22 protein-coding genes are annotated in these 21,255 nt (G+C 62.3%); 9 read left to right on the top strand and 13 right to left on the bottom strand.

The annotated features are described in order from the left end of the window. Positions 1-6: 6 nt before the first annotated feature. Positions 7-477 carry a (2Fe-2S)-binding protein gene (locus tag ACWUKX_RS17385; RefSeq protein ID WP_456008104.1) on the bottom strand — a complete coding sequence of 157 codons (471 nt, stop codon included), beginning with the start codon at positions 475-477 and terminating at the stop codon, positions 7-9. A 320-nt stretch (positions 478-797) separates the two neighbouring features. Here ACWUKX_RS17385 and ACWUKX_RS17380 point away from each other — a divergent pair, with 320 nt between their 5' ends. From ACWUKX_RS17380 to ACWUKX_RS17370, 3 genes are all read left to right on the top strand, one after another. Next, positions 798-1,517, top strand: a complete 720-nt coding sequence (locus tag ACWUKX_RS17380; protein WP_065009610.1) for a response regulator — start codon at positions 798-800, stop codon at positions 1,515-1,517. Next, positions 1,514-2,995 carry an ATP-binding protein gene (locus ACWUKX_RS17375; RefSeq protein WP_029352626.1) on the top strand — a complete coding sequence of 494 codons (1,482 nt, stop codon included), beginning with the start codon at positions 1,514-1,516 and terminating at the stop codon, positions 2,993-2,995. The genes ACWUKX_RS17380 and ACWUKX_RS17375 overlap by 4 nt, the downstream gene beginning before the upstream one ends. Before the next feature lie 190 nt (positions 2,996-3,185). Then, on the top strand, positions 3,186-3,641 hold the full coding sequence (locus ACWUKX_RS17370; protein ID WP_456008103.1) for a c-type cytochrome: 456 nt from the start codon (positions 3,186-3,188) through the stop codon (positions 3,639-3,641). Positions 3,642-3,673: 32 nt separating this feature from the next. Here ACWUKX_RS17370 and ACWUKX_RS17365 read toward each other — a convergent pair whose 3' ends face one another. Further along, positions 3,674-4,249 carry a Spy/CpxP family protein refolding chaperone gene (locus ACWUKX_RS17365; protein WP_456008102.1) on the bottom strand — a complete coding sequence of 192 codons (576 nt, stop codon included), beginning with the start codon at positions 4,247-4,249 and terminating at the stop codon, positions 3,674-3,676. A gap of 69 nt (positions 4,250-4,318) precedes the next feature. Here ACWUKX_RS17365 and ACWUKX_RS17360 point away from each other — a divergent pair, with 69 nt between their 5' ends. Beyond that, entirely contained in the window at positions 4,319-4,849 is a 531-nt protein-coding gene (locus ACWUKX_RS17360; protein WP_456008101.1) for a Crp/Fnr family transcriptional regulator, read from the top strand. Between the two features lie 19 nt (positions 4,850-4,868). Here ACWUKX_RS17360 and ACWUKX_RS17355 read toward each other — a convergent pair whose 3' ends face one another. The 10 genes from ACWUKX_RS17355 to ACWUKX_RS17310 all read right to left on the bottom strand — a co-directional run bounded on the left by ACWUKX_RS17355 (position 4,869) and on the right by ACWUKX_RS17310 (position 13,451). Beyond that, on the bottom strand, positions 4,869-5,348 hold the full coding sequence (locus ACWUKX_RS17355; protein WP_456008100.1) for a c-type cytochrome: 480 nt from the start codon (positions 5,346-5,348) through the stop codon (positions 4,869-4,871). Between the two features lie 24 nt (positions 5,349-5,372). Beyond that, complete coding sequence (locus ACWUKX_RS17350) at positions 5,373-6,233, bottom strand: WD40/YVTN/BNR-like repeat-containing protein (protein ID WP_456008098.1); 861 nt, start codon at positions 6,231-6,233, stop codon at positions 5,373-5,375. A gap of 246 nt (positions 6,234-6,479) precedes the next feature. Beyond that, positions 6,480-6,764, bottom strand: a complete 285-nt coding sequence (locus tag ACWUKX_RS17345; protein WP_456008096.1) for a copper-binding protein — start codon at positions 6,762-6,764, stop codon at positions 6,480-6,482. 26 nt (positions 6,765-6,790) lie between these two features. Then, positions 6,791-7,279: a cupredoxin domain-containing protein gene (locus ACWUKX_RS17340; protein ID WP_456008095.1), complete on the bottom strand. Its 489-nt coding sequence runs from the start codon at positions 7,277-7,279 to the stop codon at positions 6,791-6,793. A 41-nt stretch (positions 7,280-7,320) separates the two neighbouring features. Then, on the bottom strand, positions 7,321-8,679 hold the full coding sequence (locus tag ACWUKX_RS17335) for a multicopper oxidase family protein (protein ID WP_456008094.1): 1,359 nt from the start codon (positions 8,677-8,679) through the stop codon (positions 7,321-7,323). 17 nt (positions 8,680-8,696) lie between these two features. After that, positions 8,697-10,154 carry a TolC family protein gene (locus ACWUKX_RS17330; protein ID WP_456008093.1) on the bottom strand — a complete coding sequence of 486 codons (1,458 nt, stop codon included), beginning with the start codon at positions 10,152-10,154 and terminating at the stop codon, positions 8,697-8,699. Next, positions 10,151-10,384 carry a hypothetical protein gene (locus ACWUKX_RS17325; protein WP_456008092.1) on the bottom strand — a complete coding sequence of 78 codons (234 nt, stop codon included), beginning with the start codon at positions 10,382-10,384 and terminating at the stop codon, positions 10,151-10,153. Before ACWUKX_RS17325 ends, ACWUKX_RS17330 begins: the two co-directional genes overlap by 4 nt. A gap of 81 nt (positions 10,385-10,465) precedes the next feature. Then, entirely contained in the window at positions 10,466-10,834 is a 369-nt protein-coding gene (locus ACWUKX_RS17320; RefSeq protein WP_456008091.1) for a hypothetical protein, read from the bottom strand. 150 nt (positions 10,835-10,984) lie between these two features. Next, positions 10,985-11,422 (bottom strand): YqaA family protein, encoded by a 438-nt coding sequence (locus ACWUKX_RS17315; RefSeq protein ID WP_455847793.1) that lies wholly within the window; start codon positions 11,420-11,422, stop codon positions 10,985-10,987. Positions 11,423-11,447: 25 nt separating this feature from the next. Continuing rightward, positions 11,448-13,451: a DUF4396 domain-containing protein gene (locus ACWUKX_RS17310; RefSeq protein WP_456008090.1), complete on the bottom strand. Its 2,004-nt coding sequence runs from the start codon at positions 13,449-13,451 to the stop codon at positions 11,448-11,450. Positions 13,452-13,783: 332 nt separating this feature from the next. On the opposite strand from ACWUKX_RS17310, the gene ACWUKX_RS17305 reads away from it, so the two are divergent. From ACWUKX_RS17305 to ACWUKX_RS17285, 5 genes are all read left to right on the top strand, one after another. Then, positions 13,784-14,503 carry a FadR/GntR family transcriptional regulator gene (locus ACWUKX_RS17305; protein WP_456008190.1) on the top strand — a complete coding sequence of 240 codons (720 nt, stop codon included), beginning with the start codon at positions 13,784-13,786 and terminating at the stop codon, positions 14,501-14,503. A 62-nt stretch (positions 14,504-14,565) separates the two neighbouring features. Beyond that, positions 14,566-15,540 (top strand): sialic acid TRAP transporter substrate-binding protein SiaP, encoded by a 975-nt coding sequence (locus tag ACWUKX_RS17300; protein ID WP_456008089.1) that lies wholly within the window; start codon positions 14,566-14,568, stop codon positions 15,538-15,540. A gap of 80 nt (positions 15,541-15,620) precedes the next feature. Further along, the gene (locus tag ACWUKX_RS17295) at positions 15,621-16,193 is read left to right on the top strand and encodes a TRAP transporter small permease (protein ID WP_095520762.1); all 573 of its coding nucleotides are present in this window, start codon (positions 15,621-15,623) and stop codon (positions 16,191-16,193) included. A gap of 3 nt (positions 16,194-16,196) precedes the next feature. Beyond that, positions 16,197-17,603 carry a TRAP transporter large permease gene (locus ACWUKX_RS17290; protein WP_128344434.1) on the top strand — a complete coding sequence of 469 codons (1,407 nt, stop codon included), beginning with the start codon at positions 16,197-16,199 and terminating at the stop codon, positions 17,601-17,603. Beyond that, positions 17,600-18,649 carry an L-idonate 5-dehydrogenase gene (locus tag ACWUKX_RS17285; protein WP_456008088.1) on the top strand — a complete coding sequence of 350 codons (1,050 nt, stop codon included), beginning with the start codon at positions 17,600-17,602 and terminating at the stop codon, positions 18,647-18,649. Before ACWUKX_RS17290 ends, ACWUKX_RS17285 begins: the two co-directional genes overlap by 4 nt. Positions 18,650-18,697: 48 nt before the next feature. On the opposite strand, the gene ACWUKX_RS17280 is transcribed toward ACWUKX_RS17285, so the two are convergent. Further along, the gene (locus ACWUKX_RS17280) at positions 18,698-21,190 is read right to left on the bottom strand and encodes a TRAP transporter permease (protein WP_456008189.1); all 2,493 of its coding nucleotides are present in this window, start codon (positions 21,188-21,190) and stop codon (positions 18,698-18,700) included. Positions 21,191-21,255 lie beyond the last annotated feature (65 nt).

The following is a 21,255-nucleotide window of genomic DNA, read 5'->3' as shown; positions in this document are numbered from 1 at the left end:
ATCTCCTCAACCGCGCTGCGTGGCTTCGCCGCTTTTGGCGGCCAGCTTGATCGCGGCGCGCACCCGGTTGTAGGTGCCGCAGCGGCAGATATTTGTGATCTCGGCGTTGATGTCCTCGTCCGCGGGGCTCGGGTTCTGCATGAGCAGGCCCGCCGCAGCCATGATCATGCCGGCCTGGCAGTAGCCGCATTGCGGCACATCGAGCGCAAGCCAAGCCTGCTGGACCGGATGTGAACTGTCTGGCGAAAGCCCTTCGATGGTGGTGATTTGCTGGTCCGGCCCGACCGCGCTCACCGGAAGTACGCAGGAGCGCGTGGCGACGCCGTCTATATGGACGGTGCAGGCGCCGCAGGCGGCAACGCCGCAACCGTACTTCGTCCCGGTAAGCCCGATCTGCTCGCGGATCACCCACAGTAGCGGCGTATCCGGATCGACCTCGATGTCACGGGGCGTGCCGTTGATGATCAATCTGGCCATTGTGCAATCCTTTCGATCAAAGGCTGGCGAGGACCGCCGTCTGGATGCCGCGCGGCATGGCCTGGCGGCAAAGACCGGAAGTCCGGGCTAGCGACGAGGCCAAGTTAGGCGGAAGCTGTCGCAGAACCTTGTCCCGACGACCGGCAGTTCATCGCAAGCTGTCGCAGGCGCTGCGCTCTGATACATTTCGTTACACTTCTCACGCTTTGTTGATGCCGCGCGAGATTGCCGCCGTGGCGCATAAGGTGATCATCCGTGTAGACGCAAACTAGATATCGTCGATACTGGCCGACTATTCAGCGGCGGCTTTGGAGCATTGTATGGAAGCGGCGCAACACATCGCGGTCGTCGACGACCACAGGGACATCCGCGACCTCGTCGGGAAATACCTCACCCAGCAAGGTTATCGCGTCAGCGTCGCCGACAGCACGGCCGCGCTCAAGCGGCTGCTCGACCGCAGCCTGCCCGATCTTATCGTCCTCGACGTCATGATGCCTGGCGAGGACGGCATTGCCGCCTGCCGGCACGTGCGCGGGACGGTGGACGTTCCGATCATCTTTCTTACCGCCATGGCCGAGGAGATCGACCGGATCGTCGGCCTCGAGATCGGGGCCGACGACTACCTGACGAAGCCGTTCAATCCGCGAGAACTGCTGGCGCGGATTAAGGCCGTGCTCAGGCGCGTCCACAGCCTGCCGCCGCAGCGCGGTCGTCTCAAATCAAACGCGCTGCGGTTCGACCGCTGGACGCTGAATGTAGGCCGCCGCGAGCTGGTCGGGCTCGACGGCGTGGCGGTCGCGCTCAGCACGGCTGAATTCCGCCTTCTCACCGCCTTTATCGAGCATGTCGGGATCGTACTCAGCCGGGATCAGCTGCTCGACCTCACGGTTGGGCGCTCGGCCGACGGTTTCGACCGGGCCGTCGACAACCAGGTGAGCCGGCTGCGCAAGAAAATCGAGGCGGACCCGAAGAGTCCGATGCTGATCAAGACGCACTGGGGCGGCGGCTACTGCTTCACCGCCGAGGTGGCTCCGGCATGATGCTGTTGTGGAGACGCAGCCTGGCGGCCCGCTTCCTCATGCTAGTGCTGCTTGCGCTCGCCCTGTCGCAGGCTATCACATTCCTGATCTCGTGGGACGAGCGCGGACAGGCCCTGCACGCGGCGGCCAAGGGCGAGTTCGTCAGCCGCACGTCCTCGCTTGCGCTTCTGCTGGACACCACGCCGCCCTCGCTTCGGCCCGACATCCTCAACGTCAGCGGCACGGCCTATACGCGTTTCTGGACCTCGGACGGCGGACCGAACAATCCCCTCGCCTGGCAACAGGAAGCCTTGACCCAGCTCGCCAAGCCGCTGCCCGGGATTGCCGGGAAGTATGCCGCCTACGTGAACGGACAGGCATCGAGCGCAGTCGATGCCGCCGACCCTTCCGTGCCGCCGCGCATGGTGGATTTGTCCGGCAATGGCAGGCCTTTCTCTCGGCCGGCCAAGTTTCTTTATATGGACGCCGCCCCAAACGGCATGGGCCTTTCCGTCCGCCTCGATGACAGCACCTGGCTGAATGCGGCCTACGCCAAGGCAATGCCGAACGCCTTCTGGACGACGCAATCGGCGATATCGCTGGCGCTCACTGCACTCATCCTCTCCGCCATCGCGATTTTCGGGGCGCAGGCAATCGCGCGTCCGCTGCGACGGCTCGCCAATGCCGCTGAACTGTTCGGCCGCGGCGAGGCTGTGCCGCGGCTGCCGGAATCAGGGCCGGCCGACATCCGCCAGACGGCCGAGGCGTTCAATCGCATGCAGGAGCGCCTGCAGCGTTTCGTCGAGGACCGCACGCGCATGCTGGCGGCGATCAGCCACGACCTGCGCACGCCGCTGACCTCGCTCAGGCTGCGCGCGGAGTTTGTCCAGGATCATGATCTCCAGGAAAAAATGTTGAAGACCATCGAGGAGATCCAGTCGATGACGGAAGCAGCGCTCGCCTTCGCGCGCGAGGACGCCGCCGTGGAGGAGACGCGAACCGTCGATCTTTCGGCGCTGGTCGGCAGCCTCTGCGACGATCTGGCAGAGCTGGGCCAAAACATCACCGTCAGCGACGGGCCAAAGGTGCTGTATCGCTGCCGGCCGGACTCCCTTCGCCGGGCGATCCGCAATCTCGTCGAAAATGCCGTCCGCTATGGCGAGCAGGCCAAGGTGAGCCTGGTCAGGAGTGCCGACAGCCTGGACATCGTGGTCGAGGACGCCGGACCTGGCATACCGCCAGGCGATATGGAACAGGTGTTCGCCCCCTTCTTCCGCCTGGAGCAGTCGCGCAACCGGGAGACTGGCGGCGTCGGGCTCGGCCTGTCAATTGCCCGCGCCATCGCCCGTCACCACGGCGGCGACATCGTGCTGGAAAACCGGAGCAACGGTCTTCGCGCGGTCATCAGGCTGCCGCTCATCGACATGGCCAAGCAGCTGGCCCCGGCGCCTGTACCTGAAACGCACCCTCCGACCGGACTGCGATCCTTGCCGGTTTGACCGAAACCTGTCCCGCGATCGGAACTCCCGCGCTGTCGCGCCACGGTTCGATCAATGTCGTCGCAACCCGCATGCTCCCCAGTGCCTTTCTTAACCCAACCGCCGCTCTCGCTGCTGAGTGGCTGGTCCTGCCGGAAGCTTCCGGCCACCAGCAAAGCCCCTCTCTTCAACGTTCCGCAGAGGTCATCCGATGAGTCATTCACAAACCACGACACGCAACCACGTTATTTCCGTCGGAGTTGCCACCGCATCTCCGGCGACGTTCATCACGCGAGCGCGTGCGTCCCTGGCCGCGCTCTTGGTTGCCGGCGGCCTGCTGTTGCCGGGCGCCGCTTCCGCGCAACAGGCCGACGGCGAGCGGCTGTTCCGGCAACGCTGCGGCAGCTGCCACAGCTTGGAGCCAGGCCAGAACAGAACCGGTCCGCATCTGTCGGGCGTCATCGGCCGCAAGGCCGGCAGTGTCGAGGGCGCCCGCTACTCGGCCGCGCTGCGAGAATCGGCCATCGTCTGGGAAGGCGGTACCCTTGATACCTTCCTCGCGGCGCCACGCCAGATGGTTCCGGGCACGTCGATGACAGTGGGCGTTCCCAACGCCGCTCAGCGCGCCGCGATCATCGGCTATCTGGAAGGTGCGGTCGCACAATAGTGTCCGCTGATGAAATCAAGGCGTAGCCCTGTTCAATCGACCTGCCCAGAGTATCCGCGAAGCTGTGAGTACCGGCGGATCTGCTCAGGGGTAAGCAATTCGGCCATCTCGAGATGATAGCGCAGGTGCGCTGCCCGTAGCGCGCCTTGCACGTCGGCGATGGTCTTTGTCAGTTCAGCGAGGTGTGCCGAAATTATCTTTCGTTCGGAAAACAAGCGGTCAAGTTCGGTCTCTTTCTCGATGATGCGTAGTCCGAGCGGGATGGTTTCTGCCTTCATCCGATCCAGCAGGGCCTTGGTCCGCGTCGCCTGTTCATCGGTGACGCCAAGGGCATCCCGCAGTTCGAGGACATGTGACGGACCCGGATAGGAGTTGAGTTCGGCCGCCAGCGCCAGACCCATCCCTCGCCCGGCCAAAAGATCAGCCATCTGCTCGCCCGAGAGCGCTTTCACGCGGCGTTTCTCCATCCCGGAATAAGAAGATGTGGCTGGATCCTTTCCTTCAGCGGCCTTGTGATGGTTGATGCTGCCATGCTGCTGTGCCAGCCCGTGAGGGACGGCAAGAAAAGTCAGCATGAGAGACAGCACGGCAATGGGGATGCGGTTCATCGAGCGATCTCCGGCGTTTCTTCTTGCGAAGTTTGACACGGCCGCGGGAACTGAAACATGATTGCGATCATGTCTGAACTCCTCTTCGAGCGATTCCTTGAACTCGCGGAACGCGAGCAATCCCTCCCTGCCGGCAGCGTCCTGTTTCGTATGGACGACCCGGTCTTGTCGCTCTTCCTGGTCACCGCGGGAGAACTGCGCCTTGTCCGGGCACTTCCTGACGGGTTCCAGCTGACGTTGCAGCGTGCCGGCTCGGCTTCGATCCTGGCCGAGGCTTCGCTGTTTGCGGATCGATACCATTGCGACGCCTTGGCGACCGAGGAATCGACGGTGCGCGCTGTGTCGATCACCAGGGCCAAGGCGGTGCTCGAAAGCGATCGCGCGCTGGCCTCCTCGCTGCTGCGACACTTGGCGGGCGAGGTCCACCGGACGCGAACGCGGGCCGAGATATTATCCCTGAAATCCGTTGCGGCGAGAGTTAGTGCCTGGATGGCATGCAACGGTGGCATCTTGCCGCCCAAGGGACGCTGGCATCACGTTGCGTCGGAGATCGCCGTTACGCCGGAGGCGTTTTATCGGGAGCTTGCCCGTCGGCGATAATGTGCCGCCACAATGCGGCTCATCGTGCGGACGATTCCCGCCGCGCAAAGACGCGGTTCAGTTCGTCGTGGCGACGGCGCATGTCGTCCGGCCAGCGCGACTTGATATAGGACAAGGCCGCGATGATATCGGCGTCGGTCAAGAGTCCCCTGAAAGCTGGCATCCGCGTTTTGTAATCCTTGAGGTTGGCGGCTTCGGCGACGCCGAGTTTCGTTATCCTGAACAGCAGTGTGTCCGGGTGGTGCCAGGTGTGACCGCTTTCGTCGTGGGGCGGGGCCGGAAGGAATCCATCCTTGTCCTGCGCTTTCCAGCCCGGTTGACCTTCGAGGTTCTTGCCATGGCAAGAGGCGCAATGCGCCACGTAAACGGCCTCGCCGCGCGCGATGACACGGGCATCGTCGGGCTTGAGGATCCCGCCCGACTTGCCGCCGAAAACAAGAACCACGCAGACCGCCACCAAGGCGGCCAGAGCAAGCGCCAGCGCCAGCTTTCCAGTCACCCTACGATCCACTGTGTCACCGCATCAACGACCGAGTTCGGTCCAGTTGACGCCGCCGTCGGTGCTGGCCAGGATATCACCTTGGTGAGACGCCACGAATATCCGATCCTTGTCGGCCGGATCGACCGCGAGATGCAGCAGGATTCGGTCACTCAAGCCGCTGGAAAGAGGCGCGAAGTTCAGAGCAGCCTCCGCGGATCGGACAAGTCCTCGTCCCACCACGAACGCGTAGACGGAACCGTCGGCCGTCACCTCAACGAGACTGACGGGCGCGCCATCGACGACCGTTTCCCAGATCAGGCCTCCATTCCTACTGACCGACAGACCTCCTTCAGTCGCGGCGTAAATCGTGTCGGCGTCCTTTGCCGATGCGGCGAGGTCGATCAGCTTTTCGGGCAGCAGTCCAACCACCGACCATGTCTTCCCGGCATCGCGGCTCACCTGTAGGCCGCCGTAGGCGCCGTAGAGAACCTGAGGATCCGCCGAGCTGACCGTCAACTGGTGGAAGTCGACCGGCCCGTCTGCACCCGGCGCGATCTGCGTCCATGTCGCGCCGTTGTCGGTCGAGGCGATGAATCCGAGATTACCGCCGCCTGCGGGGTGGCCGCTGGCGTAAAGCGACCTCGGGTCGGATGGGTCCGGAGTGAATCCCATGAAATCCTGCACCGGCGAAATGAGCTCCGCCTTCCCGTCCGGCCCGGCACGAAAGAGCCCATGGTGGGTTGCTATCAGGAGCTTGCCGGAATTCTCCCTATCTACGGCCAGCCCGTGGATGTGCGTATGCTCCTTCAGTCGCGAAACGGAGACGGCCTCGGCTCCTGCAGCCGATCCGGTCGAGTTGGCCGCAATCAGACTCGCGACGAGAATTCCCAGGAGTTGTTTCATCTCGTCGCCTCCAACTTCGCCCTAAGCATCATGACGGGCATGATATCAGGACCGGGATTGCGGTGCATCCGACAAGTCTGCGCAGCCCAGCCCGCCGTCTGACCGACGCGGCGCTGGGCCGCGGAGCTGGGCCGCGCAATTGCGCCGCCGGTGTTACGCCGCCTAGTTCGGACATCGGCCGCATAGGCTGCCTGCGAAATTTTCCGACATCGGATTTATTTTTCAACCCGCGGCGCTGGTCCCGGATCACTTGATGCCGGTGACCGTTATGCGTCCGTTGACACGGTCGGCTGTAAACTCGATCGCCTGCCCCGCCTTGATCTTCTCGAGCATACCGCCCTCCGCGACGACGAACACCATCGTCATGGCGGGCATATCGAGATTGGTCAGCGGCTCATGCTTGATCGTCAGCTTCTTCTGTTTCGCGTCGACCTTGACGACTTCGCCCTTCACGTATTCCTGCGCGAGCGCGCTCCCGCCGATGGAGAGCATAAGCGCGAGTGTCGAGAGTGTCTTTACCAATAGTGTCATGATCTGCTTCCTTTGCGGTTTGGCGGTCAGTTGGCGACGGTGATGTCGCCCTTCATGCCGGAATCGTAGTGACCCGGAACCAGGCAGGCGAAACCGAATTCGCCGGCATTGGCGAACGTCCAGATGATCTCGCCTCTGGCGCCGGGCGCCAGCCGGATCGAATTGGGATCGGCGTGCTCCATCTCGGGGAACTTCTCCATCAGCGCCTTGTGCTCCATGATCCCCTCATGGACGTCCATGACGAACTCGTGGTCGACTTGGCCTTTGTTGACGAACTTCAGGCGAACGGTCTCGCCCTTCTTCACCTTGAGCACGGCCGGTTGGAACAACATCGTCCCGTCGTCCTTCTCGGACATCGAGATGTTGACAGTCCGCTTTGCCTTGCCAGCTTCACCAGGGTTGCCGATCGGCATCGTGGCGGCTTTGTCGCCATGGCCTCCGGCATGGGTTCCACCGGCAAGAGCTGCTTCCGAACTGACCGCCATCAAAACGGCCGCTGCGATTATGTGTTTCATGCTGCACTTTCTTTCGTTGTTGCGGTTGAGGGTTCGGTTTCTCATCCCTGTTTGCCGTGACCGCCGTGCGCTGCCGGGGCCATCGTTTTGGCATCGCCTGATTTCGTCGGAGCGGGGACTTCTCCCTTCCACTCGTAAGCCACGGTTCCCTCCGGGTGCTGGTACCAGCCCGGATCAGCGTAATCGTTCGAGGCAAGGCCCTCGCGAACCTTCACGACCGAGAACATCCCGCCCATCTCGATGGCGCCGAATTGGCCCCAGCCGGTCATCATCGGGATCGTGTTGTCGGGAAGCGGCATCTCCATTTCGCCCATGTCGGCCATGCCGCGGTCACCCATGGCCATGTATTCGGGCTGGACCCGGCGGATTTTATCGGTGAGCTTCGAGTTGTCGACGCCAATGTACGTGGGCACGTCGTGGCCCATGGCGTTCATTGTGTGGTGCGACTTATGGCAATGGATTGCCCAGTCACCTTCGTATTTGGCTTCGAACTCATATGCCCGCATGGCGCCGACGGGGATGTCGATCGACACTTCCGGCCACCGCGCCTCCGGCCGGATCCAGCCGCCATCGGTGCAGGTCACCTCGAAGTCGTAGCCATGCATGTGGATCGGATGATTGGTCATGGTCAGGTTGCCCACACGGACCCTGACCCGGTCGTTTTTCGCCACTGGAAGATGACTGATCCCCGGAAAGACGCGGCTGTTCCAGCCCCAGAGATTGAAATCCGTCATCTCCATGATGCGCGGGACGTACGACCCCGGCTCGATGTCGAAGGCATTCAGCAGGAACACGAAATCGCGGTCCACGCGCATGAATTTAGGGTCTTTGGGATGAATGACGAAGAAGCCCATCATGCCCATCGCCATCTGGACCATTTCGTCGGCGTGCGGGTGGTACATGAATGTGCCGCTCTTCACGAGGTCGAACTCGTAGACGAAGGTCTTGCCAGGTGGGATTCCGGGCTGGGTAAGACCGGTCACGCCGTCCATGCCGTTGGGCAGGATCATGCCGTGCCAATGGATAGTCGTGTGCTCCGGCAGCTTGTTTGTTACGAAGATGCGGACTCGATCGCCCTCGACCGCCTCTATGGTCGGGCCGGGAGATTGACCGTTGTAGCCCCAGAGATAGGCAGTCATGCCGGGCGACATCTCGCGCTCGACCGGCTCGGCCACGAGGTGGAACTCCTTCACGCCGTTGTTCATGCGATGCGGAAGGGTCCAGCCGTTGAGCGTCACGACCGGCTGGTAGTCCGGTCCGCTTGTCGGGAAGATCGGAGGCTGCATGTCGGGGGACTCCATGATTGGAGCGTCGGGCAGCCCCATCGCGGACGTTTTGGTCCATGCAGTGGCGCCGGCGAGCAGGGCTCCCGCGCCTAGCAACTGACGTCTTGAAAGCATTTTTCTTCTCCTTGAGTTCAGTGGCTTTCGGCGCCCGCTTCGACCGCGGCCGGTGCATCGCCGCCCCCGGACGAGCCTGCGCCGCCACCGTGAATGGCGGTTCCGAGATTGACGTCGGCCAGGCAAAAATTGCGCTTGGCATTGAGGGAAAGCATGATCGAGCTGATTTTCGCGCGTGTGTCCGCCAGCAGCTCGAACGTGTTGGTGATCATGCCGTTGTAGGTGAGGACCGACTCCGCCTCGATCTTTGTTCGCAGCGGCACAACATTGTTCCGATAGTGCCGGGCAATGTCGTAGGTCGAACGGTAGGTGTCATAGGCGGATCTGGCCTCCGACCGGATGTTTACGGCCTTTTCCGCGATCCGGTTTGCGGCTTGCATGTAGGCAAGCTCGGCCTTGCGCATGCGTGCCTTGCCGGTATCGAAAATCGGAATGACGAACTCGAGCTCCAGAGTGGGTGAGACACTCGTCTCCGTTTCGCCCTCCTCCGACTCCTCGCGTTCCACCTCCACGCCGGAAAGTAGTTCCAGATCGCTGACGTAGCGCGTCGCCTCGGTCAGACCGTAGGATTTCGCCAGCGCTTCCAGCTCAAGTTTCGCGATCTCAAGGTCAACGCGATTTTTTAGCGCCTCCGCCTCGATTGCGCGTTTGGCCTTGGCCCCTTTCGGCAAGGCTGGAAGCATGTTGGGGACTGAATAATCGACATCCGGTCCCCATAGACCCATCAGCCGGGTGAGCTCTTCCTTGGCGGTCCGCGCGGCGAGCCGCGCCTCCGCCGCCTGACCGGTGATCTCGGCATAAAAGACATGTTCACGGGCCTGGCCGGTCTTTGTGAAGGCGCCCGTCTCGCCAAGTTTTTGAGCGAGTTCGGAGGCAGCGTCAGCGGCGGCTTGCGCCTTGTTCAGATACGAAACGCTCTCCCAGGCCGAGACAGCATTGATCCAGGCCCGCCGCGTGTCCGCGGCCAGTCGTAGCGTTTCTTCGGCGGCGCGGAGCTGGGCCTGACGGAAACGTGCATCCGCGACTGCGACGCGCCGCTTATGGGTCGCCAGCGCAAGGATGTTGCTGACCACCGCTCCTTCAATCGTCCGCACAGGATCAACGCCGATCATGCCGACAGAGATCGTCGGATTGACGAGCATCGATTCCTGCCACATGTCGGCCGCCGACAGACCGATCTCGGCGTAGGCGGCCTGCAGGCCCTTGTTGTTGAGCAAGGCGACCTGCACTGCGGTGTCCGGGCCGATCGTCTTCTTCTGGACGAGGCGCTTCACGCGCTCTGAAACCGCCCGCGCTTCCTCGCTGGATTGCACCCACACGGTTTTCTTGCCGATCACGGATTCGGCGCGCGCCGCGACCGTCGTGAAGCCGGCCATCGGGGCTGAGATGCCATCAAGGGGCCTGCTGGTCGTGCATCCGGCTGCGATCAGCGGGATGGTTACCACCACAGCTATGGTCAGGGGCCGGCGCTTCATGATCCGGCTCCCGGGTTCGCAGAGGAGCGTTCTTCATTGAGACGCCGCCAATTCTGCGGATCCACCGGCTCCCGGTGGCGATAGTCGATGACAACCGGGTGGTAGTGTGCATCACGGATGCCCATTGCGGGATCGGCCGGATTGAAGGCGGGAAGGATGTCCGGCGGCGTGGTTGCCGCACATCCGGCAACTAACAGCGATGCGAGGATCGCGGAGCTTGCGATTTTCATTGTAGACCTGAAGATTGACGTATGCGTTTGGCCGCGCGGGAACGGATTCCCGACGCTGCGCGAACACCCCGAAAGGGCGCGTCAGTTCAGATGTTTGGGGGGTCTTATGAGCGCAGTGTATTCGCCAAGCGGTAAGGTGACGTCAACGACGAGCGCAAAGCAGCGGGAGACAACATGCTCCAAGTCAGGGCAGTCGACCGGCACCGCATTTGCCGGCGCGCAATGGACTTCACAGTTCTTGTCGGAGGATTGCTTGGCGCCGTGATGATGCTCCGACGTATCCGCGTCGTCCGCAGTGGCGCCGTGATGGCCCATGTCGTGTGCGGATGTCTCGGCTTGCAGATCCACCCCGGCCTGGAGATCTGCCCCGGCGTGAAAACCCGTGGCATTGGCTGTGGCGAACAGACCAGGCTGAAGAGCCGACATGACCAGGAACACAACCGCCAGCATTGCTCGGACCGGTATGTTTCCTAAGATCGTAATTCGACCAAGAGCCCTCATCGCACCCTTCCGACAATTGTTCGTCTGATTTGTCAAGGTCGTGGCGGTCACTTTGCTGCGGTGCCACCAAAAGTGAACGCAACTGCCTGCTATTTCGGTTTACATCAGGCCCAGGACCACCCCGGCGACAACCAGATAACGCGAAACCTTCGCGAGGGCCACGATTGCGACAAAGCTCCATAGCGGCTCGCGCAAAACCCCAGCGACCACTGTCAGTGGATCGCCGATGATCGGCATCCAGCTTAACAGGAGCGACCATCTTCCATAACGGTGATACCATCTCATGGCGCGGTTGAGCGTCGCGGGAGGCAGCGGAAACCAGGGCCTGTCCCGGAAGCGTTCGATGCCTCGACCAAGCCCCCAATTCACCGCCGAGCCCAGGACGTTGCCTATGCTGGCGACAACAACCAGCATTGCGGGCGAGAAGGAATGTGTGGCGAGGAGCCCGGCAAGCGCGGCCTCCGACTGCGCCGGAAGGATGGTCGCCGCGGCGAAGGCAATGGCAAACAGGCCGCCGTATACGGCAAACACATCCATCTATGTTTCGCCTTGCGGAAAGGCTTCAGGGTTGCACATCGATCACGACCATCAGTCCGCCACCGCCCTTCTCTTCGACATTGTTGTTGGTCGTATGATGCCCGATATGGCAGTGGATCAGCCATTTTCCGGGCCGGCGTGCCTGCCAGACGACATCGTAGCGTTGCCCTGGTCCGACGTTGACTGTGTCGGCAAGGAAACGCGCCGACTCCGGCATAGACTCGCCATCGCGGGCGACAACTTCGAATGGACCGCCGTGGATGTGCATTGGGTGGATAAACCCATTATTGGTGCCGATGAAGCGCACTTTCAGAGTTTCGCCGACCTTCATCCTGATCGTGTCGGTTGACGGATAGGCGCGGCCGTTGATGGTGAAATAATTCGGCTGCCCGCCGTCCATCGGCATCGACGGAAAAGTCAGGCCCTCCCGCATCAGCCATTCCTGAAGCTGAATAACATAGTCGTGGTCGGCCGCAATCTCATCCTGGGGATTGGCGGGATCGATGATGAGCGCGCCGTAGAGTCCGAGCGCCTGCTGGCGATCGACATGGTCATGCGAGTGATAGAAGTATGTTCCCGACTGGCCCGCCGTGAATTCATATCGGTAGCTGCCGCCGGGCGGGATCGGCTCCTGCGTGATCTCGGCCGGGCCATCCATTTCGTTCGGCAGGATCAACCCGTGCCAGTGCAGGGTCGTGCTCTCCGGCAGGCGGTTCGTGACATTGATCCGCACCCGGTCGCCTTGCCGGATATGCAGCCGTGGGCCCGGAACCTGACCGTTGATCGCATAGGCGTCGACTTTCACGTCCGGCAGGATCGCCCAGCGGATGACCGAGGTTTCCAGGTCGAACACCTTCACCCTGTTCTCCATCCTGGCTTGCAGTTCCCGGTCGCCGCGAACCTCCAGGCCATGGCTGGCCGTGATCAGGCGAGGATGCACGGCGGCCATGTCCAGCATCGCTGCAGCCGGCGTGTCGCGGTCCATGACCATGCCGGGCGGCATGATGGCGCCGCCTACGTCTCGCGCGCTGAGGGTGAGGTTCACCCAATTGGCCGGAGCGATCATGCCGAGCGCCAGCGCAAGTACGGACACGCCGCCCAAGGCCGCGAGTTGCGGCACAGTTGCATCCGGTTCCATGCCGTGACCGCCATGCGTACCACGCGACCCGCCTCCCCGATTGCCGTGGGAGGAGCCATAGCTGGATCCATGATGGCCGGCTCCGGAGTTATCGCCTGGGTTGCCATGTCTGGGGTTGCCGTGTTCGTCAAAGCGCGCGTCAGCGTGACTGTGCCCCGCCATCCCGACTTCCGCGCCGCCATATGCGTGCTCGCGCCTGCCTTCCCTGGCCTTGTCGAATTCCGGTACGCGTTCGGTCATCAGCCCGTGCTTCAGGCCTCGGGCCACCATCCATACGTTAGAAGGATATGCGGTGATGAAGCCGACGATCACGCCGAACGACATGACACCCCAGAACAGGAGCTCGGTCGGCTCCATGGCCCGCATGTCGCTGCCCATCATCAGGAAGCTCATGACCGGCGCCATGCCCGCCATCATGAAATTCATGCTGATGAATTCCGGCATGAAGCTCTTGCGGACATTCTCCCAATAGGTGCCGCCCATCATCGATTTCATGAACAGCGACTGGAAGATGAACAGGCCGAAGGCGAATCCGGCAACATACTCAACGATGAGATCGATCCACATTGGCAACCCGAGCGCGGCGGTGATTGCCGCCGCGAGGATGATGCCGGTGGCGTCTCCGGCGACGCAGTGGATCGTCGAGCCGACGCCTTGCTTCCAGAGCGGCTTGGTGAACGCCTCGTGTTCGCCCGGCCGCGGCTCCTTGTCGGCCAGCACGTAAATCAGCAGCCCGAGCGGCCCCATATAGAGCGTGACCAGGATGAAGCCCCATTTCATCACCACGGGTTCGGGATTGTTGCGGAACTGATCCCACGCCACGTAAGCCGTGCTGAGGGCCGCTAGAACGAACCAGACTGCAAGAAAGTAGTCGACGGGCTGTACGAACACTGCAGAACTCCTATCGGTTTTCTCTCCACTGACCTAGGGCGGCGGACTGTTTCGGCCGCCTTCGTGAACGCGCCGCGTCATAGCCCACCTGCGTAGAACTCCGGAGATGATGTTGGCGGCGAAACCACGCGATAGGCTTTCCAGTTGCTGGAAGGTCAAGAGTTGCCGTTCAGCTGTGGCCGATCCGTCGTTCCAAGAAAGCACCAAGTTCCACGGGCATTCTCTGCTGCTTGACTCTTCGTTTTTTTCGCGGCACTTTCGACCAATAGGTCAGACCAATTTACCGATCCGAGGTCAGCCGGATGATTCTGTTGAAGTAGAACTGGGTGACAATGCCGATCCAGGCCGTTGAACCGCGTCGACTCTACCGACAGATCGCCGATCAGCTCAGGCAGCTGATCGACGCCGGCGAGTTCGCAGTCGGCGATCGCCTGCCGACCGAGCGCGAACTGGCCGATCAGCTTGGCATCTCCCGCCCAACTGTCCGTGAAGCGCTGATCGCCCTCGAGGTCGAGGGGCGCATACGCATTCGCGTCGGCTCCGGCATCTACGTTACCGACCGGCCGCGTGCCGAGGTTTTGACCGCAGAGATGGATGAAGGCCCGTTCGAGTTGTTGCGGGCGCGCGAGTTCCTCGAAGGGGCGATCGCCGCCGAAGCCGCCCTCCATGTTCGGCCGATTGACATCGAACATATGGACGACGTGCTGCGCCGCATGGAGGACATACTTCACCCGACCAAGATGACGATCGCGCTCGACCGCGAGTTCCATACGATGGTGGCGGGCATTCTCGGAAACGCCGTCCTGGTGCGCTGTATCGGCGAGCTTTTCGACGAGCGCATGAACCCATATTTCGAACGACTGTCGAGCTATTTCGAGAACAGGGATTCCTGGCGGGTCGCCGCGGAGGAGCATCGCGCGGTGCGCGACGCGATCGCGGCGCGCGACCCGGAACGGGCCAAAGCCGCCATGCAGGAACATCTGCGTCAGTCGCAATTGAGATTCTCACGCAATTTCGGTGAGAAATCCGCGGCCAGGGAGGTCGCGGAATAGGAGTCGGCCGACCGGGAGGATCCTGTCGGCACAGTCAAAATCCAATCACAGGGAGGAATACGATGTTGAGAAAGTACGCCGTTCTGCTCGGCACGATCGCCGCAATCGCTCTGCCCATGGCTTCGGCCTCGGCACAAACCGCGCTGAAATGGGCTCACGTCTACGAAACGTCCGAACCCTTCCACACGGAGTCCGTGTGGGCGGCGGAAGAGATCAAGAAGCGCACCGACGGCCGCTATGCAATCGACGTCTTCCCGGCCTCGCAGCTCGGCAAGGAAGCCGACATCAACCAGGGGCTGACCCTCGGCACGGTTGACATCATCATCTCCGGATCGAGCTTCGCCGCCCGCGAATTCCCGCCGATCGGCGTGACCTACTTCCCGTTCACTTTCCGCGACGCCGATCATCTGCTCGCTTACACCAAGAGCGACAAATACAAGGAGTTGACCGGCGGCTACGAAGAGGCGTCCGGCCATCACATCACGGCGACCACCTACTACGGCACCCGTCACACGACCTCCAACCGGCCGATCGAAAAATGCGCCGACATGCAGGGCCTGAAGATCCGCGTGCCTGATGTGCCGGCCTATCTCGCCATGCCGCGCGCCTGCGGCGCCAACACCGCGCCGATCGCCTTCGCCGAGGTCTATCTCGCCTTGCAGCAGGGCACGGTGGAAGCGCAGGAAAACCCGCTGACGACGATCGACGCCAAGAAGTTCTACGAAGTGCAAAAGCATATTATCCTGACCGGACACATCGTCGACCATCTCAACACGATCGTGTCGCAATCGCGCTGGTCGCAATTGTCGGACGAGGACAAGGCGATCTTCACCGAGGTGATGCAGGAAGCCGCCGCGCGAGCGACAAAGATCATCGTCGATCGCGAGAAGGCCCTGGTTGAGACCTTCAAGGAACGCGGTCTCACCGTCACCGAAGTCGATCGCGCCGATTTCGAAAAGAACGTGATGGAGAAGGTGACGTTCGAGGAGTTCGGCTACCGCAAGGAGGATTGGGAGGCGATCCGCGCCGTCAAATAACCTGCATCAATCCCGGCCCGGCGCGATAAGCGCGTCGGGTCTGTTGAGCCCGCTGTCCCAACGGTGTCCGGAGCTTGCCGATGACCCAAGAGGTCCACACCCAGGTTACCCCCGAAGAACTGGCGCATGCATTCGAGGAAGAAACCGCGCCCGTCGATCTGTCGCGATACGCGGTGGAAGACTGGCTCACGCTCGCCGTGTTCTGGGGCATGTCGTTCTGCGTGTTCCTGCAGTTCTTCACGCGCTACGTCATGAACAACAGTTTTGCCTGGACCGAGGAGATCGCCATCAACTGCCTCGTCGTCGTGGTCTTCCTGGGCTCAGTCATGTGCACACGCACCACGCGCCACATCCACGTCGACGTGCTTTATCATTATCTCCCCGCTGGGGTGGGGCGCTACCTGGCGCTCGCGGTCAATCTGATTACCATTTGCTTCTTCGCCTATATGTCCTGGCTCCTCTGGCGCTATGTCGGGATCGTCCACCGCGAGCGGATGGTCACCATCAACCTGCCGCGCAACGTCGTCTTCTACGCCGTCTTCGCCGGTTTCGTGCTGATGATGCTGCGCGCCATCCAGGTGTTCATCGGCAACATCCGCCGTGGCTACTCGGCGCTGGAGCGCCCCGCCGCGTTCGACGGACTGGGGGAATAGGCCATGCTGCTTCTGATCGGAGCGTTTCTCGTCCTGATGCTGGTCGGCGTGCCCGTCGCTGTGTCGATGGCAGTGTCGTCGCTGCTCTATCTCGTCTTCTATGGCGTGGCGCCCGACATCATTGCCGCGCAGCGCATGATCGCCGGTGTCGAGAGCTTTCCGCTGCTCGCCGTGCCGTTCTTCATCTTCGCCGGCAATCTCATGAACATCGCCGGCGTCACCGGGCGGATCTATTCCTTCGCGCTGGCGCTTGTCGGCTGGATGAAGGGCGGTCTCGCCCAGGTGAACATCATCGGATCGGTGGTCTTCGCCGGTATGTCGGGCGCAGCCCTTGCCGATGCCGCCGGTATCGGCACCATCGAGATCAAGGCGATGCGCGACCACGGCTATCCCGTGGAGGCGGCCGTCGGCGTCACCGCGGCGTCCTCGACGCTCGGTCCGATCTTCCCGCCGTCGCTGCCCTTCGTCATCTACGGCATGATGGCCAACGTCTCGATCGGCGCGCTGTTCATGGCCGGCATCCTGCCCGGCGTCGTCATGACGGTGCTGATGATGGTGACGGTCGCGATCTTCGCCCATCGCCGGGGCTGGGGTTCGGACACGCCATTCAAGTTGAACCGGCTCGCCGCCGCCTCGATCGAGGTGGCCGTCGTATGCTGCTTTCCGCTGGCGGTTTATGTCCTTGTCGAGATGGGACTGTCGCTCAATATTGCCGTTGGCATCGCGCTCGTCGTCCTGATCGCCTGCGACTGGTATTTCGATTTCTCCGCCGTCATGGCGCTCATGACGCCGATCATCCTGATCGGCGGCATGACCATGGGCTGGTTCACGCCGACCGAAGCGGCGATGGCCGCCGTCATCTGGTCGTTGTTTCTCGGGCTCGTGCGCTATCGCACGATGACACTCGCAGCCTTGGCCAAGGCCAGTTTCGACACGATCGAGACGACCGCGTCAGTCCTCTTCATCGTCACAGCAGCGTCGATCTTCGCCTGGTTGCTCACGGTCAGTCAGGCGGCGCAGCTCTTCTCGGTCTTCATCACATCGCTGACCGAAAACAAATGGGTGTTCCTGATCCTGGTGAACATCCTGATGCTGGTAGTCGGCTGTTTCCTCGACACGATCGCCGCTATCACGATCCTTGTTCCGATCCTGCTGCCGATCGTGGTCCTCTACGGGATCGATCCTGTGCATTTCGGTCTGATCATGACGCTTAATCTGATGATCGGTCTCCTCCATCCGCCGCTCGGCATGGTGCTGTTCGTCCTCTCGCGGGTCGCCAAGCTGTCGGTCGAACGTACGACCATGGCAATTCTGCCCTGGCTCGTCCCGTTGATTGTCGCGCTGATCCTGATCACCTTCATCCCCGCCATCACGCTGTGGCTGCCGACGCAAATGGGACTGATCCGATGACCGACAGCGCAGTCGCCGCGACGCTGTTCGGCCCCGAGGATCTGCGTGTCGTCGAGCATCCGCTCGGCCCCCTCGCGCCGGGAATGGTGCGCGTGCGTTTCGGCGCAGGCGGCATCTGCGGTTCGGACCTGCATTATTTCCGTCATGCGCGGACCGGCGATTTTGTCGTCAAATCGCCGCTCGTGCTTGGCCACGAGGTCGCCGGAGAGATTGTCGAAATCAGCGCGGACGCGCCCGGACTTGCCGTCGGTGATCGCGTGGCAGTCAACCCGTCGCGCTGGTGCGGACAATGCGCCCGATGCGCCGAGGGCCGCGCCAATCTCTGCGAAAACATCTATTTCATGGGCTCGGCTTCGAAAACGCCGCATATGCAGGGCGGTTTTGCCAGCGTGTTCGATGCCACGCCGGCGCAATGCGTCAAGGTTCCGCATTCTATCGCCTATCAGGCCGCGGCACTCGCCGAACCACTCGCGGTCAGCCTGCACGCGGTGGCGCGGGCCGGCGACATTGCCGGCCGCAACGTCATCCTGTTCGGCGCCGGCCCGATCGGGCTCCTGACAATGCTCGCCGCCGGACTCAAGGGATGTGGCGAGCTCACCGTCGTCGACATAGCAGAGGCGCCACTCGCCTTCGCCAGCAAGCTTGGAGCAAACAGGACAATCGACCTGTCCAGCGGCGACGACGAACTCAAGGCGCTCGCGTCCAACAGGGCGATCGATGTCGCCTTCGAGATTTCAGGCACGGCAGCGGGCCTCGCGGCGGCGATCGACAGCGTTCGGCGCGGCGGCACGGTCGTTCAGGTCGGCAATCTGCCGGGTGGTCAGATTCCGGTGGCGGCCAACGCGGTGATGGCCAAGGAAATCAATCTGCACGGCACGTTTCGTTTCGACGCGGAATTCGATCAGGCGGTCGATCTCATCGTCGGCGGAGATATAGACGTCCTGAAGCTGGTGACCGCCGAACGCCCCCTCTCCTCGGCCCGCGATGCCTTTCGCCTGGCTGCCGACCGCTCACAGAGCGTCAAGGTGGTGCTGACCGCCGACTGAGGAGTTTTTCCCCGGGCCTCCCACCAGCTGTTATCAACCGTTGCAGTCTCAGCGCGCCGGCCCGGTTTCCTTCCTGTCTGCCTGCTTACGCGCCCGCGCAAACTGCAGCCCGGCGACCCCGGCGGTCGCAGCGAGCGCCAGGCCGATCGGAATGAGGCTCGAGGGCTGGTCGGCCTTTCTGAGCACCGCCACCACGTCATATCCGACATCCAGCCCGATGCGCTTGGCGTAGGAGCCGAAATCGACATTGCTGATCAACAGCGCGTCGCCCGCTTGCGTGATGGTAAGTCCAATGCCGCGCAGGCGCTCCAGCGCCTCGCCCGGCTCCCCGAGCGGCACATTGACCGTTTTGCGTACATCTTCGCCCATGAGATCGACACCCTCGACGACGAAATTGATGCGGCCATCCGCCGGCGTCTGCGCGACCGCCGACAGGAACTCGCTCGCCGGCAACTCCTCGTAAGGCGGCGACACCTGGTTGAGCCACCAGTCCGGCCGAAACAGCGTGAAGCAGATGAGAAGCAGGGCCGCACTTTCCCAAAGCCGGCTTTTCGTCACGAACCAGTTCATTGTCGCTGCCGAAAACAGCAGGATGGCGATCAATGAGACCGTCGCCACCCAGATCGTCTGGGGCCAGGTGTCGACTCCGATCAGCAGGATCGCCGGATTGAAGATGAAGACGAACGGCAGGATCGCCGTGCGCAGCGAATAGAGCGCGCCCTGGAAGCCGGTGGCGATCGGGTCTTCCTTGGAAATCGCCGCCGCAGCGAAGGCCGCCAGCCCGACGGGCGGGGTGATGTCGGCCATGATGCCGAAGTAAAAGACGAACAGGTGGACCGCGATCAGCGGGATCGGCAGTCCGGCCTGCGCACCGAGATCGACCACCACCGGCGCCATCAGCGTCGCCACGAGGATGTAGTTTGCGGTGGTCGGAATACCCATGCCGAGCACAAGGCTGATCGCGGCGATGAGGATCAGCATCAGGATGACGTTGCCGCCGGAGATGAACTCGACGAGTTCCGTCATCATGAGGCCGAGACCGGTCAGCGTTATCGTGCCGACGACGATGCCGGCGGTGGCCGTGGCGATACCGATGCCGATCATGTTGCGGGCGCCGAGCGCCAGCCCGTCGATCAGGTCGTCCCAGGCAGCACGCACTGAGGCGGCGAGGTTTTCGTTACGGAATACCGCCATCAGCGGCTTGCGGGTGGCAACAATACCGAGGATCGACAGGGTCGCCCAGAACGCCGAGAGGCCTGGCGACATCTGCTCGACCATCAGGCACCACAGAAGCACCGCGATCGGGATGAGGAAATCGAGCCCGGTCCGCGTGACGTCCCAGGCGCGCGGCAGTTCCAGGATTGGCGCGTTCGGATCGTCGAGTGCGAGGTCCTGATAGCGGGAGGAATACCAGACCGAGGTGACGTAGAGAGCTACGCCGGCGATCGCGAGCACCGGCGGCGCGGTCCCACCGAAGACGGCCTGGATAGCAACGATGCCGTAATAGACGATACAGACTGCGAGAACGCTGCCGGACAGTCCCAGCCCCATCCGCAACATCCGTTCTCTTGCTGGCGTCGGACGCTGCGGGATCGTCTTCAGGCCCATCTTTATCGCTTCGAGATGCACCATGTAGAGCAGCGCGAGATAGGAGAAGACCGCCGGCAACAGTGCGTGCTTGACGATCTCCGAATAGGGAATGCCGACATATTCGACCATCAGGAAGGCGGCGGCGCCCATGACCGGCGGCATGATCTGGCCGTTGATCGAGGCTGAAGCCTCGATGGCGCCCGCCTTGACGCCGGAAAGGCCGGTGCGCTTCATCAGCGGGATGGTGAAGATGCCGCCTGAAACCACATTGGAGACGGACGAGCCGGACACGACGCCGTTGAGAGCCGATGAGACCACGGCGACTTTCGCCGGGCCGCCGCGCAGATGGCCGAGCAGCGCGATGGAGATCTGCATCATCCAGTTGCCGGCGCCTGCCTTTTCCAGAAGCGTACCGAACAGGACGAAGAGAAACACGAAGCTCGTCGACACACCAAGTGCAATCCCGAAGACGCCTTCGGTGGTCAGCCATTGATGGTTGAGAAACTTGTTGAGCGATGCGCCGCGATGCTGAATCACGTCCGGCATGTACTGGCCGGCAAAGGTGTAGAAGATGAAGACACATGCCACGACCACCATTGGAAGGCCGAGCGCGCGGCGCGTCGCTTCGAGGAGCAACAGGATGCCAACTGTGCCGGTAACGAGATCGAGCGTGGTTGGCTGGCCGGGCCGTCCGGAAAGCTCGACGTAGAAGAGAAAGAGATAGGAGCCGGCAAACCCCCCGACCGCGGCCAGCACCCAGTCGAGCAGCGGCACACGATCGCGGGGCGAGGATCTCAGCGCCGGATAGGCGAGGAACGTCAAGAACAGCGCGAAGCCGAGGTGAATGGCGCGCGCTTCCGTATCATTAAGGATGCCGAAGCCGAACACGAACGGCAACGGCGAAGCGTACCAGAGCTGGAAAAGCGACCAGGCAACTGCAACCCAGAGCAGGATTCGAGCGACTGTTCCGCTCGGATGCCGGCCACCCGTATCAGCCTCCGCGACCAGTTGCTCGA

The sequence above is a fragment of the Mesorhizobium sp. f-mel genome, assembly GCF_053850215.1.
This window is presented reverse-complemented; position numbering and strand designations above follow the sequence as displayed.